This window comes from Umezawaea sp. Da 62-37, from assembly GCF_032460545.1.
Classification (GTDB): Bacteria; Actinomycetota; Actinomycetes; order Mycobacteriales; family Pseudonocardiaceae; genus Umezawaea.
On record NZ_CP135965.1, the window covers coordinates 1,742,294 to 1,757,727 of the forward strand.

The 15,434-nt window shown below is 72.3% G+C and carries 14 protein-coding genes and 1 pseudogene; 7 read left to right on the top strand and 8 right to left on the bottom strand.

Translation table 11 applies throughout. The features are described from left to right. Position 1 precedes the first annotated feature (1 nt). The 3 genes and pseudogenes from RM788_RS07445 to RM788_RS07455 form a co-directional block, all read right to left on the bottom strand. Positions 2 to 1,186, bottom strand: a pseudogene (locus RM788_RS07445) (glycoside hydrolase domain-containing protein); the annotation flags it as partial. After that, positions 1,183 to 1,308, bottom strand: coding sequence for a hypothetical protein (locus tag RM788_RS07450; protein WP_315930787.1), 126 nt, complete (start codon positions 1,306 to 1,308; stop codon positions 1,183 to 1,185). The pseudogene RM788_RS07445 and the gene RM788_RS07450, both read right to left, overlap by 4 nt. Before the next feature lie 170 nt (positions 1,309 to 1,478). Next, positions 1,479 to 4,580, bottom strand: a complete 3,102-nt coding sequence (locus tag RM788_RS07455) for a glycoside hydrolase family 2 TIM barrel-domain containing protein (protein ID WP_315930788.1) — start codon at positions 4,578 to 4,580, stop codon at positions 1,479 to 1,481. A gap of 161 nt (positions 4,581 to 4,741) precedes the next feature. On the opposite strand from RM788_RS07455, the gene RM788_RS07460 reads away from it, so the two are divergent. Then, complete coding sequence (locus tag RM788_RS07460; RefSeq protein ID WP_315930789.1) at positions 4,742 to 5,299, top strand: dihydrofolate reductase family protein; 558 nt, start codon at positions 4,742 to 4,744, stop codon at positions 5,297 to 5,299. A 16-nt stretch (positions 5,300 to 5,315) separates the two neighbouring features. On the opposite strand, the gene RM788_RS07465 is transcribed toward RM788_RS07460, so the two are convergent. Together RM788_RS07465 and RM788_RS07470 are read right to left on the bottom strand one after the other, a co-directional pair. Next, positions 5,316 to 7,106: an ABC transporter ATP-binding protein gene (locus RM788_RS07465; RefSeq protein WP_315930790.1), complete on the bottom strand. Its 1,791-nt coding sequence runs from the start codon at positions 7,104 to 7,106 to the stop codon at positions 5,316 to 5,318. After that, complete coding sequence (locus RM788_RS07470) at positions 7,103 to 8,773, bottom strand: ABC transporter transmembrane domain-containing protein (protein ID WP_315930791.1); 1,671 nt, start codon at positions 8,771 to 8,773, stop codon at positions 7,103 to 7,105. Before RM788_RS07470 ends, RM788_RS07465 begins: the two co-directional genes overlap by 4 nt. Before the next feature lie 162 nt (positions 8,774 to 8,935). Here RM788_RS07470 and RM788_RS07475 point away from each other — a divergent pair, with 162 nt between their 5' ends. Further along, positions 8,936 to 9,526: a TetR/AcrR family transcriptional regulator gene (locus tag RM788_RS07475; RefSeq protein ID WP_315930792.1), complete on the top strand. Its 591-nt coding sequence runs from the start codon at positions 8,936 to 8,938 to the stop codon at positions 9,524 to 9,526. Here the strand turns inward: RM788_RS07475 and RM788_RS07480 are convergent. After that, positions 9,504 to 10,562, bottom strand: coding sequence for a magnesium and cobalt transport protein CorA (locus RM788_RS07480; protein WP_315930793.1), 1,059 nt, complete (start codon positions 10,560 to 10,562; stop codon positions 9,504 to 9,506). The genes RM788_RS07475 and RM788_RS07480 overlap by 23 nt on opposite strands. Before the next feature lie 96 nt (positions 10,563 to 10,658). After that, a complete protein-coding gene (locus RM788_RS07485; protein WP_315930794.1) occupies positions 10,659 to 11,111 on the bottom strand; it encodes a MarR family winged helix-turn-helix transcriptional regulator in 453 nt (150 codons plus the stop codon). A gap of 61 nt (positions 11,112 to 11,172) precedes the next feature. Between RM788_RS07485 and RM788_RS07490 the strand changes: the two genes are divergently transcribed. The 5 genes from RM788_RS07490 to RM788_RS07510 all read left to right on the top strand — a co-directional run bounded on the left by RM788_RS07490 (position 11,173) and on the right by RM788_RS07510 (position 15,098). Continuing rightward, positions 11,173 to 11,541, top strand: coding sequence for a VOC family protein (locus RM788_RS07490; protein ID WP_315930795.1), 369 nt, complete (start codon positions 11,173 to 11,175; stop codon positions 11,539 to 11,541). A 79-nt stretch (positions 11,542 to 11,620) separates the two neighbouring features. Next, positions 11,621 to 11,977 carry a YciI family protein gene (locus RM788_RS07495; RefSeq protein WP_315930796.1) on the top strand — a complete coding sequence of 119 codons (357 nt, stop codon included), beginning with the start codon at positions 11,621 to 11,623 and terminating at the stop codon, positions 11,975 to 11,977. 2 nt (positions 11,978 to 11,979) lie between these two features. Next, the gene (locus RM788_RS07500; protein WP_315930797.1) at positions 11,980 to 13,182 is read left to right on the top strand and encodes an RNA polymerase sigma factor; all 1,203 of its coding nucleotides are present in this window, start codon (positions 11,980 to 11,982) and stop codon (positions 13,180 to 13,182) included. Between the two features lie 99 nt (positions 13,183 to 13,281). Next, the gene (locus tag RM788_RS07505; RefSeq protein ID WP_315930798.1) at positions 13,282 to 13,992 is read left to right on the top strand and encodes a dihydrofolate reductase family protein; all 711 of its coding nucleotides are present in this window, start codon (positions 13,282 to 13,284) and stop codon (positions 13,990 to 13,992) included. Positions 13,993 to 14,285: 293 nt separating this feature from the next. Next, positions 14,286 to 15,098 (top strand): hypothetical protein, encoded by an 813-nt coding sequence (locus tag RM788_RS07510; RefSeq protein WP_315930799.1) that lies wholly within the window; start codon positions 14,286 to 14,288, stop codon positions 15,096 to 15,098. A 117-nt stretch (positions 15,099 to 15,215) separates the two neighbouring features. On the opposite strand, the gene RM788_RS07515 is transcribed toward RM788_RS07510, so the two are convergent. Then, a complete protein-coding gene (locus tag RM788_RS07515; RefSeq protein WP_315930800.1) occupies positions 15,216 to 15,404 on the bottom strand; it encodes a hypothetical protein in 189 nt (62 codons plus the stop codon). Between the last annotated feature and the right edge of the window lie 30 nt (positions 15,405 to 15,434).

Genomic DNA, 15,434 nt, shown 5'->3' on the forward strand with positions numbered 1-15,434 from the left:
CCGTGTACTGCCAGGAGGTCCCCTCGACGAAGTTGTCGCCGCTCGCGGGGTTGAAGCCCGCGGTCCACGAGCCGTCGACCTCCCTGGGCTGCATGGACCCGGAGGCGGGGTTGAACTTCGGCAATCGGCCGCTGTGCGCGTGGTCGTTGACCATGGACTGGGCCATGTCGCTGACCTGCGCCGGCGCTGGCAGCGCGGACAGCTGCGCCTGGCTGCGGTAGATGTCCCAGCCGGAGGAGTTGGCGTACTGCGCGTGCCCCGCGGCCACCGCGTGGGTGGTGTTGTCGAAGCCGGGGTACTGGCCGTTGGTGTCGGAGTAGACGCTGGGGTGTTGTAGGGCGTGGTACGGCGCGGTGTGGAAAACCGTTTGCTGCGAGGGAGTTCCACCCGCGATCCTGATGCGGTTCAGCATCGCGTTCCACGAGTCGTGCGCGCTCTGGTGCACGGCGTCGAAGGTCCGGTCGGCGTTCTCGGCCTCGCGGTTGGCCTGCGCGTTGCCGGTCGACACGCAGGAGATGCCGACTCTGGCCTGCACGACCTGGTTCGCGGTGGTGTCGAAGGTCAGGTACTCGCCGTTGGGCCCGGCCGGTTGCGGCGCCGCCTCCTGCGCGGTCTGCGTCGATCCGGGACGGGCCTGCGGAGCTGCCGCCGCGGTGGCGAAGGTCCCGCTGGTGGTGAACGGGCGGTCGAACTTCGCCGCGAAGTACATCGCGCACGTCGGGCCGGCGCCGCAGAAGTGGCCGGTGGTAACGGATCCGACGACCTCGGTGCTGCTGACGACCGTGACGCTGGTGCCGCTCACCGGCGTCTGGCTGCCCGCGAGCTTGATCAGCAGGTTGGCCTGCTTGGTGGCGGGGAAGGTGAACCGGCCCATCCCCGACCGGGTGATCGCGGTCAGCCCGGTGGTGATGCCCGAGTCCCCCTTCACCCGGTAGTGGCCCGCGTCCGCCTTCTCGTCGGCGTGCGAGAACGCCTCGGTCGCCGCCCCGTTGACGGCGCCGACCGTCGGCAGGAACGGCACGTCGCAGCCGGGGCCCGCGATGTGCGTGAGGCTGAACCCGGTGATCGGGGAGTCGTTGTACTCGTAACCGCCGCCGGATCGGCGACCAGCGCGGGGTCGGCGCAGACCAAAGCCCCGTTCCACCCGTAGTCCCCTGAATGGGAGGGGACAGTGGTTCCACGTCATCGCGGAATCCCGGTATTGGCGACCAGGGCGCGCAACGGCCGCACCGTCACCGAGCCGAGCAAGTCGCGCACCCCGGCCGCGGCCACCCGGATGTCGGCCAGGCGGGTCAGCTCGCAGCCCATCACATGACCGTCCGCCCCTGCCGCGGGCCGCGGCGGCGACCTCCTCCATCCGGGGGTCGGGCGTCCCGCATCGCCACCTTGCCCCGCAGGCAGGTTGACACCTCGATCGAGGCGCCCCTTCAAGCGCTTGAAGTCAAGCGCTCGGGCGAACGAGCACCGGAACGGGTCGGTCAGCCCGCCGTGAGTTCGGCGATCTGGAGGAACCCGGTCGACGTGCGGGGCGCGCCGCTGGTCAGGTCGAGCTTGACCCGATCTGTCGACACCGGGTCGAACGTGATCCTGGTCGGCTGGTTCGACCCGGTGGCCCACGCGATCCGCAGGCCGCGCACCGGTTCGTAGGCCCGGCCGTTCCAGTAGGACACCCCGATCGACGCGGGCAGCGCGTGCGTGGCGTCGGTCGTGAAGTACGCCTGGACGCCGCCGAGGCGCTGGGACCGGGGCAGGGACAGCGAGACCCAGTCGGCGGGCCGGGCGCGGCTGATGGTGGGCAGCAGCGCGGTGGCCTGCTTGACGTAGGCGTTGGACCAGCCGCCGCTCGCGGTGGTGCCGTCGGTCATCGCGGCCGGGACCGTGTCGGGGGACCCGGAGTAGCTCGCGTCCGCGGTCGGCGTGGTCGGCAGGGCGGTGAGCACCTCGCGGAGCGGACCCGCCGAAGGCGGCAGGGCGCTGCCCTGGTGCCGGGTCCGGGTGGCGACGATGGTCGTGGACGCCGACCGCAGGCGCGGCGAGCCTGCGGTGATGGTGATCGGGCCCGCGTTCGGTCCTGTGCGGACGATCGCCAGCGCCTTGCCGTTGAACGCCTTCCGCGACGTCGCCTGGTAGTTCTCGGCGCTTTCCTGCGCGCCGTTGTCCAGGCCGACGAGCGTGCCGCCGCGCACCTGGAAGGACAGCTGGTCGCCGGCGTCCGGCACGACGACCCCGCGCCGGTCGACGACGTCCGCGGTCACGAACACCAGCGACTCGCCGTCGGCGGCGACCGCCTTGCGGTCCGGGGTGAGCCGGATGGCCGCCGGGGCGCCCGCGGTGCGGATCTCGTCCCTGGCGACCTCGACGCCGTTCTTCTTCGCCACCGCGACGAGCCGTCCGGGCGCGAAGGGGACGTCCCAGGTCAGGTGCAGCTCGCCCGCGCTGCCGTTGGGGCTGGTGTAGCTGCCGGGGTACGGGCCGGTGGTGACGGTCTTGTCGTCGCCGGTGGCCCCGGTGGTCTCCAGGTAGCCCGCGCCGTAGGTCGTGGTCTTGCGGTCGAACGACCGCGCGCCCAGCGACTTGCCGTCGAGGAACAGCTCCACGTCCTCGGCGTTGCTGTACGCCCACACCGACACCGGCTCACCCGGCTTGTGGTCGGTCCAGTCCATCGGCAGCAGGTGCACCATCGGCTCGCTGCTCCACTGGCTGCGGAACAGGTGGTAGAGGTCCTTCGGGAAACCGGCGGTGTCCACCGCGCCGAAGAACGACGACTTCACCGGGAAGGTGTTGTCGAACGGCGTCGGCTCGCCGAGGTAGTCGAAGCCCGACCAGAGGAACTGGCCCGCGAAGTACTTGCGGTCGCGGTCCTTCTTAAGGCCGTACTCGCCGCTCATCGTCCACGACGCCAGGTTGTTGTCGTAGGACGACGCGGAGCGCTTGCCCGGCGTGTAGTTCTCGCCGGTGTTGAGCTGGTCGGGTTCCTGGTACTCGCCGCGGGTGGACGTGGACGACGCCGACTCGCTCTCGAAGAGGAACTTGGTGGGGTACCGGGCGTGCAGCGCGTCGACCGAGCCCGCGGTGTTGTAGTTCAGGCCCATGCCGTCGAGCAGCGCGAGGATCTGGTCCTGCGCGGAACCGGGCGCGGGGACGCCGCGGTACTTGTCGGACCCCATCACGATCGGCCGGGTGGTGTCGACGGCGCGGACGTCGGCGATCAGCCGCTTCGCGATGGGCACGCCGACGGCGGCCGACGTCGAGTCCGGGATCTCGTTGCCGATGGACCACAGCACGACGGCGGGCGAGTTCTTGGCCGCCTGCACCATCTCCGTCACGTCGGCGTCGCTGTTGGCGTCGAAGAACCGGCCGTAGTCGAAGGTCGCCTTGGGGGTGCGCCAGGTGTCGAAGGCCTCGACCATCATGACGATGCCCAGCTCCTCGCAGACCTGGACGACCTCGGGCGCGGGCGGGTTGTGCGAGGTGCGCAGGGAGTTGACGCCCATGCTCTTCATGATGGTCATCTGCCTGCGCACGGCGTCGATGTTCACCGCCGCGCCGAGCGCGCCGAGGTCGTGGTGCATGTCGACGCCCTGGAGCTTCATGGCCTGGCCGTTGAGGGAGAAGCCCTCGTTCGGGTCGAAGACCGCCGAGCGCAGCCCGATCCTCGTCGTGGTGGTGTCGACGGTCTTGCCCGCGATCACGATCCGGGTCTCCACGGAGTACAGGTACGGGTCGGTCGTCGACCACAGGCGGGGCTTGTCGACGCGGATGTCGACGCCCGCGGTGCGGGGTTCGGCGCCCAGCGCGATCCGGGTGGACCCGGTCGCCACCGCGCGGCCGTCGGCGTTCCTGACGGTCGAGACGACGTCGGCGTCGGCCGTGCCCCGCTCGTTGACCGCGTTCGTGTCGACGTGCACGATCGCGAAGCCCGCCTTGGTGGTGTTCGCCAGGTCGGGGGTGGTCGCGGTGACGCCGTGGCGGGTCACGTGGGCCTGGTCGGTCACGACGAGCCGGACGTGGCGGTAGATGCCGCTGCCGGAGTACCACCGGCTGCTGGGCACCTGGTTGCGGACCTTGACCGCGAGGGTGTCGGTCGTGCCGTCGGTGTGGGCGAGCCCGGTGAGGTCCAGGGCGAAGCCGGTGTAGCCGTAGGCGTGCGTGCCGATGGACTTGCCGTTGAGGTACACCTCGGAGTCCATGTAGACGCCGTCGAACTCGATCGACACCTTCCGGCCCGCCATCGACGACGGGAGGCGGAAGTCCTTGCGGTACCAGCCGAGGCCGCCGGGGAGGAAGCCGGTGCCCGCGGTGGTGCCGGGGCCGGGGGTCGGGTCGAGGCCGATGCTCCAGTCGTGGGGCAGGGTGACCTGCCGCCACGCCGACGTCCCGGTCGGCTGGGGCGCGTCGGCGCCGGTGGTGTTGACCAGGGCGAAGCGCCAGCCGTCGTCGAAGTCCAGCGCGCGGTCGGTGGCGGTGATCGCTATGGGATCGCTCTGCGACGCCGCGGCCGGGATGGTGGCCAGGCCGAACACGAGCAGCGCGCCTGCGGCCGAAGCCAGCAGCCGCTTCCCCCGAGAGCCGAACGACATCACACCACCAGGTGTTGGTTTCCCCGCGGACCGAACACGACCACGCTTCCGGGTCGGCCGGTCGGTGTCAACGTCCGGAACCGGCCTGCCCGCCGTCCGATGAGTTCCGGTCCGTGCGGAGGTCACTCCTTGCAAGGACGCGCCGCACCCGGAGGAGACGAATGGCCAAGCTCATCTACTCGATGATCACCTCGCTCGACGGCTACGCCGAGGCGGCGGAGGGCGGGCTCGGCACCGGGGCCGACGACCAGGAGGTGCACACCTTCGTCAACGACCTCTTCCGCCCCGTCGGCACGTACCTCTACGGCAGGCGGATGTACGAGACGATGGTCTACTGGGAGACCGCGCACACCGAGCCCGACGTGCCGCCGCACATCCTCCAGTACGCCCGCGACTGGCAGGCCGCAGAAAAGGTCGTGTACTCCACAACGCTGGAGTCGGTGTCCAGCGCGAAGACCAGGATCGAGCGGACCTTCGACCCCGACGCCGTGCGCGCGCTCAAGGTCGGGTCCGACCACGACCTCACCGTCGACGGCCCGAACCTCGCGGCCCAGGCCATCGCGGCGGGTCTGGTGGACGAGTACCACCTGTTCACCACCACGACCGTGGTCGGCGGCGGCAAGCGGTTCTTCCCCGACGGCGTGCGCCTCGACCTCGACCTGGTCGAGGAGCGCGCCTTCGCCTCCGGGCTGGTCTACACGCGCTACCGGACCCGCTGAACCGCGCCAGCGGGCGTCAGTACCTCCGCGACCACGCCGTCCACAGCTCCGCGTACCGGCCGCCCAGCGCGACCAGTTCGTCGTGCGTGCCCAGCTCCTCGATCCGGCCGTCCGCCATCACCGCGATCCGGTCGCACGCCCGTGCCTGGGTGAGGCGGTGCGCGACGACGATCGCGGTGCGGCCCGCCACGAGGGCCGCGGCGGCTTCCTCAAGGTCACGGGCGCCGGAGCTGCCCGCTTCGGCGGTGGCCTCGTCGAGCACGACCACGGGCGGGTCGCGCAGCAGGAGGCGGGCCAGGGCGAGCTGCTGCACCTGGGCCGCGGTCAGCGGGTGCTCGCCGGCGCCGACCGCGGTGTCGAGGCCGTCGGGCAGGGCGGCGATCCACGCCGCGGCGCCGACCGTGCGCAAAGCGGCCACGACCTGGTCGTCCGTGCTGTCCGGGGCGGCGAAGGTGACGTCGTCGCGCAGCGTGCCAGCGAAGACGTGCGTCTCCTGGGAGACCATGCCGATCCAGTCCCGGACCCGCTCCGCGTCGAGGTCGTCGACGTCGACGCTCCCCCGCGCGTCGACCAGGGCGGTGTGGCCGAGCGAGGCCGGGAACGAGCCCGCGAGGATGCCCGCCAGGGTGGTCTTGCCCGCGCCGCTGGTGCCGACGACGGCCAGCGAGGTGCCCGCCGGGACGTGCAGGTCGACGCCGTGCAGGACCTCGCGGTGCTCGTCGTAGGAGTGGTGGATCCCGCGCGCGACGACCGCGACCGCGCCCTCGTGCCGGCGGCCCGGTCGGGATGGCGGGGTGGGCATGAGGGTGACGCCGATGATCCGGGCCAGCGCGGCGCCCGCCCGCTGCACGTCGTCGAAGGACAGCAGGACGGTGCCGAGCGGGTCGAACAGGCGGTGGAAGAGCAGCGCGGCGGCGGTCACCTCGCCGACCGTGACGCCGCCGCCGTGGACCAGCCAGTAGCCGGCGAGCAGGATCGCGGACAGGCCGAGGGCTTCGGCGGCGTTCATGGACTTCGTGAACCAGACGAACAGCCGCATCGCGCGCAGGCCCGCGGTCAGGGTGCGCTCGGAGGCGTCGGCGACCCGGCCGGTCTGGAGGTCGGCCATGTCGTAGGCGTGCACGGTGGGCAGGCCGTGCAGCGACTCGAGGACGACCTGGCCGCGCGCGGCGGCGGCCCGGCGTTCGGCGGCGTAGAGCGGACCCGCCTTGGGGAGGTAGGCGCGCAGGCTGAACCAGTAGACCGGGAACACGACGGTGAACGCGAGCGCCAGGCGCCAGTCCAGGGTGGCGAAGCCCGCGGTGGAGACGAGGATCGTGATCACCGCGCTGAACACGGTGGCCGCGAGCGGAACGGCTTCGACGAAGTTCTCCACGTCCTCGGTGACCCGTGACGAGACGTCCCCGCTGCCGACGCGTTCGAGCACCCGCGACTCGATGCCCAGCGCGCGGACCAGGACGCGCTCGCGGAGGTCGGCGGCGATCCGGGCGCCGAGCCGGTCGGTCGCGCGCTGGGCCAGTGCCGTGAAGACCGCGCCGACCACCACCCCCGCGGCGGTGAGCAGGAGCAGGGTCACCAGGTTCGGCTGACCGGCGCGCACGGCGTCGACCAGCCTGCCGAGGAACAGCGGCACGGCGACCGCGCCGACGCTCGCGAACGCGGTCAGCGCGAACGCGAGCGCGCAGTCGGCCGGGTGGCCCCGCAGGGCCCGACCGAGGCCCACGAGGGTCTGCGCGCTGGTCGCGATGGGCAGGATCGGGGTGTCGGCGGTGGTCAACGCGGGCCGTTCGGTGACGCTCGTGCTCATCGGAGCACCGCCTCGGCGTAGGCGGGGTTCGCGGTGAGCTGGGCGTGGGTCGCGACGACGGGTGCCGCGCCGCCGTCGAGGAACACGACCCGGTCGCACCGCGACAGCAGCGGCGGCGACGTGGTGATGACGACCGTGCCCGCGCAACCGTTGCGGCGCAACGCGTGCAGGCCGTCGGCGACCGCATCCTCGGTGACGGCGTCGACCGCGGTGAGGGGATCGCGCAGGACGAGCACGGGCGGTTCGGCGGCCATCGCCCTGGCCAGCGCGACGCGTTGCCGTTGGCCGCCGGAGAGGTTCGCGCCGCCTTCGAGCACGTAGCCGCCGTCGGACGCGTACTGGTCGAGGTCGTCGGCGCCCGCCGCGGCCAGGGCCCGGTCGACGGTCGCGCGGTCGGTGCCGCGGCCGGTGTCCAGCACGGCGTCGAGGGTGCCGCCGAGCAGGTGCGCGGTGTGCGGCTCGACCAGGACGTGGCGGCGCAAGGACTTCAGGTCGAACGACTCCATCGCGACGTCGCCGAACGACACCCGGCCGGACGCCGGGGCCGTGCGGCCGGCGAGCAGCGTCGTCACGGCGTCCGCGGTGGCGGGGTCGGCGGTGGCGATGCCGAGCACCTCCCCCGCCCCGAGGGTGAAGTCGAGGCCGGTGACGGGTCCGACCGCCACGTCGCGCACGGTCAGGGGGCCGGGCCGGTCGGGCGCGCCGCCGCCGGTGGACCGGGTCGGCGCCGACAGCAGCGCGGCGACCCTGGCGGCGCCCGCACGGGAGACGGCCACCTGCTCGACGCCGTTCGCGATGCGCCGCACCGGGTCGGCGACGAACGAGGCCATGACGATCACGGTCACGAACTCGCCGACGGTGATGCGGCCCGACAGCGCCATCGTCCCGGCCGCGGCGGCGGTGCCGACCAGGACCAGGCCGGTCGCCAGCAGGCCGGTGACCGCGACGACCGCCGTCGCCGAGGCCGTGTCGAGCGCGGTGTGCAGCGACCGCCCGCTGGTCAGGCGGTAGCGGCGGACCGCCTCGGGCACGCCGCCGAAGCTGCGCAGCGGGCGCAGCGCGTGGATGAGCTCCGCGGCCAGGGCGGCGGCCAGACCGCCTGCCTGCTGACGGGCGCGCACCTTGCGCTCCAGCCACGGGCCGAGCCGGTCGATGCCGAGCACCAGCAGCGGGAGCACGACGACGATGCCGAGGCCCAGCCACAGGTCCACGCGCAGCAGCACGACGACCGCGACGACCAGGCCCGCGCAGCCCGAAGTCAGGTTGGCCAGTACCCGCATGACGTCGGCGGTGGCCTTGGTGTCGGAGGTCAGGATGCTCATCAGCTCCCCCGCCCTGCGGTCGCGACCGACGAGCGGGTCGGCCAGGACGCGCCCGATCGCCCGCACCCGCAGGTCGTGGGCCTCGGTCAGGCAGGTCGAGCCGAGCACCCAGCCCGCGACGCCGCCGCCGGTCGCGAGCACGGTGAACAGCAGCAGGACACCGGCGACCGCGATGAGGACGGCGACCGGCGGGGCGCCGTCGATCGCGTGGTCCACGGCGAGGCCGATGGCCAGCGGCACCAGCGCCTCGCAGGTCTGGTGCACGGTGGAGGCCGCGCAGCCGGCGGCCACCGGGCGGGCTCGCCGACGCAGGACGTCGGCGATCAGGGCGCGCTCAGGGCGCATGGGGACACCTCATCGCACCGCGGCGTGGTGGGCCGCGGGCGTCGGTTCGGGGATGGGGGTCGGGGCGGGGAACAGGCGTCCCGACAGGTCGATTTACGAGGCATTGTGCCTCGTTTGTAAGCTAGCACAGCCGCGACCGGGTGTCTCGGTACAGTTCGCCGGATGGGCACCGAGGAACCGCGAATGGGCCGTCCCCGCAGTGAGCAGGCACGACAGTCCGTCCTGCACGCGGCGGACGACCTCCTCGTCGAGGTCGGCTACGCCGCGATGACCATGAAGGGCATCGCGGAACGCGCCGGTGTCGGCCGCCAGACGCTCTACCGGTGGTGGACGACGAAGGCCGAGATCCTGCTGGAGGCCACCATCGGCGATCTCCAGGACGATCTCGCCACCCCGGCGCACCCGGACCCGGTCGAGGACCTGTCCACCTACCTGCGGGCGTTGGGCGCCTTCCTCCTGGAAGCCCCCGCGGGCCTGGCCTACCGCGCGCTGGTCGGCGAGGCCCAGCACGACCCCGCCGTGCGCGACCTCATCCTCGCGGCCGACCCCCTGGGCACCAGCGCGCGGACCGTGCTCGACCGGGTGCGCGGGACCACGCCCGCGATGCCGGAGACGGCCCTGTGCACCGCGCACCTGGTCGGGCCGGTCTTCTACCGCGTGCTCACCGCGCAGACCGCGCTGCCCGACGCCGAACTGCGCGACCACGTGGCCGCTCTCGTCGACCGCTGGTCTACAGCCACCGGTTCCGCTTGAACGACCGGTGCAGCACCAGGCAGCCGACCGCGATCACGCCCAGCAGCCCGTAGTACCCGTACTCCCAGCCCAGCTCCGGCATGTGCTCGAAGTTCATCCCGTACACGCCGACCAGCAGCGTCGGCACCGCGATGATCGCCGCCCACGCGGAGATCTTGCGCATGTCGTCGTTCTGCTGGAGCTGCACCTTCGCCAGCGTCGCGTACAGCAGGCTGGTGAGCAGCTCGTCGAACGCCGTGATCTGCGCCGCCACCGCCGCCAGCCGGTCGTCGAGATCCCGGAACCCGGACCGCAGGTCCTCCGACACCAGGGCGTGCTCGGTGCCCGACAACGTCCGCAGCAGGTTCGCCAGCGGTGTCACGGACCGGTTCAGCTCGACGATCTCGCGCTTCATCAGGTACATCTGCTCGGCCTCGACCGGCGCGTGCGGCGCGAACACCAGCGCCTCGATCGTGTCGATGTCCCCCTCGAACGCGCTGGTCACCGACAGGTAGCTGTCCACCACGTGCGCCGCGATCGCGTGCAGCACCGCGCCCGGCCCGATCCCGAGCCGCTGCGGCGCGGCCTCCAACTCGGCCCGCAACCCGTGCAGGCTGGAGTGCACGCCGTGCCGGACGGTCACCACGAAGTCGGCCCCGACGAACGCCATCACCTCGCCGGTCTCCACGATCTCGCTCGCCGTGGTCGGCGACTCGTGCCCCACGTGCCGCACGGTCTTCAGCACCATGAACACGGTGTCCCCGTGGTACTCCAGCTTCGGCCGCTGGTAGGCCCCGACCGCCGCCTGCACCGCCCGCGCGTGCAACCCGAACGTCCCGGCCACCTCGCGCATGCACTCCACCGTGGGCTCGAACAACCCGAGCCACACGAACCCCTCCCGCCGCTCCCTCACCGCCGCCAGCGCGTCCCGGTGCGCCCATTCCCCCGGCATCCGCTCGCCACCGACGTAGACCGCGCACCCCACGACGGAGGGCACCTTCTCCAGCACGTTGTCCCCAAGTCCACCGGCGCCGCCGGTGGACGGATCGCTCACCATCCGGGCCTCCTGTGCGGGCCATGATGCCAAGCAGGGGTACGGGGGCGGAACGCCTGGGGGGCCGGAACTTGCGACGAGGCGTGTGCCTGGAACGGGCTACGCGCCGCCGTCGCCCTCGCGCAGGGAACGGATCATGCCCCGCAGGATCCGGGACGCGCCCGCCTGCTCGGCCAGGGTCAGACCGGCCAGCATCCTGACCTCGACCGACCGGACCGCCGCGGTCGCCTTCCGCAGGCTCCGCCGCCCGCGCGGGGTGAGCCGCGCGGGAAGGACCTTCCCGACGGGCGCCTCCGCGGGCCTGGTCACGAAGCCGTCCCGTTCCAGGGTCTGGAGCAGCACGTTCATCGACTGCCGCGTCACGAACGCGCCCCGCGCGAGTTCGGAGTTCGACAAACCCGGCCGTTGGGCCAGCAGTTCGAGGCAGGAGTAGTGCGTGACGCTCATCCCCAGCGGCCGCAGCACTTCTTCCATGGCCACCCGCAGGACGCTCGACGCCTCTTTGAGCAGGTACCCCAGCGACGTCTCCAGGTCGACACCGTCTTGACTCATGTCAGCATTCTGACATATGGTGACCCGTGTCAGGAACCTGACACGAAGCCAAGGAGACACCATGCCCGTCACCGGCCCCGACTTCATCTCGCTCCAGGCGCGCGACCTCCCGGCGTCGCAGGCGTTCTACGAGCAGTACCTCGGCCTCGTCCGCTCGCCGACCGGACCCCCGCACGCCGTCGTCTTCGAGACGGAACCGATCGCGTTCGCACTCCGCGACGTCGTTCCCGGCACCGACCTCGCCTCCGCCGCCCACCCCGGCATCGGCGCCGCGATCTGGCTCCACGCCACGGAAGTCCAGGCCATCCACGACGCCCTCGTCGCCGACGGCCACGCCATCACCTCCGCACCCGTCGACGGCCCCTTCGGCCGGACGTTCACCTTCGCCGACCCCGACGGCTACCGCATCACCCTCCACGACCGCGCCTGACGGGCCTCGCGCCGACGGCTTCCGGGTCGACCGGGACGCCGTCGGGCCCCGTGGCGACCGCGCCGGCAGGATGGCGGCCATGAAGTACCTGATGCTGATCTACGGCAACGAGACCGTCTGGAACAGCCTCTCCCCGGCGGACCTGACCGAGCTGATCGCCAACGTCGACGGGTTCAACCAGGACTTGCGCGACTCGGGTGAACTGGTGCTCTCCGAAGGCCTGGTACCGCGGGCGAGGTCCGTCCGGATGGGACCGGACGCGCCGGTCGTCACCGACGGCCCGTACCTGGAGGCGAAGGAGTACGTCGGCTCGATGTTCGTGGTGGACGTCGACAGCGAGGAGCGGGCCGTGGAGATCGCCCGGTCCTACCCCGGCATCGTCCACCACCACGGCACCGGCGGCGGCCTGGAGATGTGGCCGCTGATGGAACGTTGACCATGGTCGAGGACCTCCTGCGCGTGCTCACCCCGAAAGTGCTCGGGACGCTCGTCCGCCGCCACGGCGACTTCGCCCGCTGCGAGGACGCCGTGCAGGAAGCGCTGATCACCGCGGCGGGCACGTGGGCACGGGACGGCGTCCCCGAGCACCCGCGGGGATGGCTCACCACCGTCGCCGCCCGCCGCTACGTCGACCTGGTGCGCGCCGACTCCGCCCGTGAACGCCGCGAACTGGCGGACTTCGACCAGTCCCGACGCGACGCCGAACCGGCCGACACCGAACCCGCCCGCGACGACCTGCTCGAACTGCTCTTCCTCTGCTGCCACCCCGCCCTGACCGCGCCCTCGCAGATGGCGCTCACGCTGCGCGCGGTCGGCGGCCTCACCACCCCGGAGATCGCCGCGGCGTTCCTCGTCCCGGAGAAGACCATGGGGCAGCGCATCTCCCGCGCCAAGTCGCGGCTGCGCGACGCGGGCGCCCGGTTCGAACTGCCGCGGGACCTGGGGCCACGGCTGGAGGTGGTCCTGCACGTGCTGTACCTCGTGTTCAACGAGGGCTACAGCGCCAGCGCCGGGTCCGCGCTGCACCGCGTCGACCTCACCGGACAGGCCCTCCGACTCACCCGCGACCTGCACCGCCGCCTGCCCGACTCCGGCGAGACCACGGGGTTGCTCGCCCTGATGCTGCTCACCGAAGCCCGCGGCCCGGCCCGCACCGGCCCCGACGGCGTCCTCGTCCCGCTGGCCGAACAGGACCGGTCCCGGTGGGACAGCGCCGCCATCGCGGAGGCCACCGGCCTGCTCACCCACAGCCTGGCCACCCTGCCGATCGGCCCGTACCAGGTCCAGGCCGCCATCGCCGCCCTGCACGACGAGGCCGCCTCCGTCGACACCACCGACTGGCCGCAGATCCTCGCCCTCTACGACCTCCTCGACCGCCTCGCCCCCAACCCCGTCGCCGCGCTCAACCGGGCCGTCGCCGTCGGCGTGGTCCACGGCCCCCGAGCAGGCCTCGCCGCCGTCGACGACCTCCGCTCCGGCGTCCTCGCCGACAACCACCGCCTCCTCGCCGTGCAGGCCCACCTGCTCGAACAGGCCGGTGACCACGCGTCCGCCGCCGCCCGCTTCCAGGAAGCCGCACGCCTCGCGGGCAGCCTCCCCGAACAGCGCTTCCTCCTCTCCCGAGCCGCTCGGCTGAGTTGAGGAAAGTTTTCTCCCGGCCATGTAGAAACCGCCGCCTCGGCTCCGATCCACTGCGAGCGCGCCCGCCGGGCGTCGCCGCGAATCGAGGAGCGGAACACGATGACCAAGGTGACGGCGCAGATGTCCGTGTCGCTGGACGGCTACTACGCGGGCCCCCGGCACGACGGCGACGACGGCTGGATGGAGTCCGCGGAGGCCGCCGGGTTCTTCCGCGTCACCCGGTGGGCGATCGACACGATGGGCTGGCGCGAACGCCAGGGCTTCGAGGGCGGCGAACCGGACGTCAACTCCGAGATCATCACGGAGACCTTCGAGGCGGCGGGCGCCTACGTCATGGGCAGGCGCATGGCCGAGGGCGGCGAAGTCCCGTGGGGCGACGAACCCCCGTTCCACGCCCCCGTCTTCGTCGTCACCCACCGGCCGCGCGCGGTGCTGGAACGCCAGGGCGGCACCAGCTTCACCTTCGTCACCGACGGCGTCGAAAGCGCCGTCGAGCAGGCCCGCGCGGTCACCGGCGGGAAGAACGTCGCCGTCGCGGGCGGCGGGAGCCTGGTGCGGCAGGTCTTGGAGGCCGGGCTGCTCGACGAACTGGAACTGCACATCGCACCGGTCGTGCTCGGCAGCGGCCTGCGCCTGCTCGACGACAACCTGCGCCTGCCGGACAAGCAGGCGATCGAACTGACCCCCACGAGGGTCGTGCACACGCCGGGGGTCACGCATGTCCGGTACTCGGTGAACGGGCGGGCGGCGTTGGTGCTGGACGATCGCGGGAGCGGTGGGAGCGGGCCCGCGACGGTGTGGACCGAGTAGGGGCTGTCGACGGGTCTCGGGCGAACGGCCACCACACGTCCTCGGGCAGCCTGGACGCGTACGGCGACTCCTGCTGCCCAGCGGACCGGGCGTCCACTTCGGACGGAGCGCGGGTTCGGCACCACGTGAACCGACGGCACCGCGGGTCCTGGGCGTTCCACCGACCGACCGGGGGCGCGGTTGGTCCGACCGGGTTGTCCTGGAGCGCAATGCCTTCGCGAGCGCCACGCACGGCTAACGACCGTCGGGCAGGTGCCGATCACCGAGTGGTCGGCGACGGACAGGAGCAGCGTGTGAGTTCGGTGGAACTGCGGGTGTGGGCGGTCGAGCAGGCCGGGGTCGGGGTGGCGGTCGACGTGGCGGCGGTGGTCGGCCAGGCGGTGCGGATCTGGGCCACCGCGGGCGTGGAGCTGCGGTGGGACGGGCGTGTGCGGGACGCACGGGTGTCGTCGGCCAAGGGCGATTTCAAGGACGTCGTGCTCGGTGAACTGGCGGAGCAGGTCAATCCGGAGATCACGGCCAACGGTTTCGGCTGGGTCGACGTGGTGCTGCTGCCCCGGCTCTGGAACCGGTGGGGCGTCGCGCTCTCGCTGCTCACCGGCGCGAGCGCGGGCAACGACGGCTCGTTCGCACCGTTCACCGGACCGGTGGTCCTGGTCGCCACCGAAGCGTCCGTGGGCGCCGGTGACAGGCCGGAGTTCCGCGCCGACGCGTGCGCGCCCCTCCCCGACCGCGCCTACCCCACCCCACCGGTCGTGCTCGGCGCGGGCAACGACCTGGCCCACGAGCTCGGGCACGTGTTCGGGCTGTGGCACACCAACGTCCGCAACAGGCACCTGGCCAAGCCGTACACCTTGCAGGGCAAGCATGTCCGCCTGCTGATGCACGAGACCCTGCACACCACCGGCGAGAAGATCACCGAGGGCGTCGATCCCAAGCGGTCCCGCGGCAACGTCGCCGGGACCTCCGTCGAACTCGACCCGCTGACCCTGGTCACCGACCACGAGGGCTGGTGCGTGGTCCTGCGCGGCGAGGCCCTGCTGCCGGTCGAGGCGGACTACGCCAGGAAGGCCGTCGACGAGGGGCTGGTCTGGAAGGGGCGCTGAGCCGTCCCCGGCCGCTGCCCCGCTCGTGCTCGACGAGCGGGGCGGCGGCGGTTTCCCCGCTTCGCGATCGCGCTGCCCGCCTTGACCGCGACCACCGGGGTGGTGGACGTCGGCGCGCTAGCGGATGTGGTTGTGCAGGAAGGTGAACGCGCCGCCGAAAGCGATCAGACCGCTCACCACGGCCGCGGCCGCGTTGCCGACCGCGAAGAAGGTCAGGACTCCGATGACGAGGGCGCACAGGACGGCGCCCATCAGCAGCAGTGCCGACCGCTGGGTGAACGGCGGCGGCACCGGGGGGTTCTTCATGGTCACTCCGAACTCGGGTGTGGTGCAGCG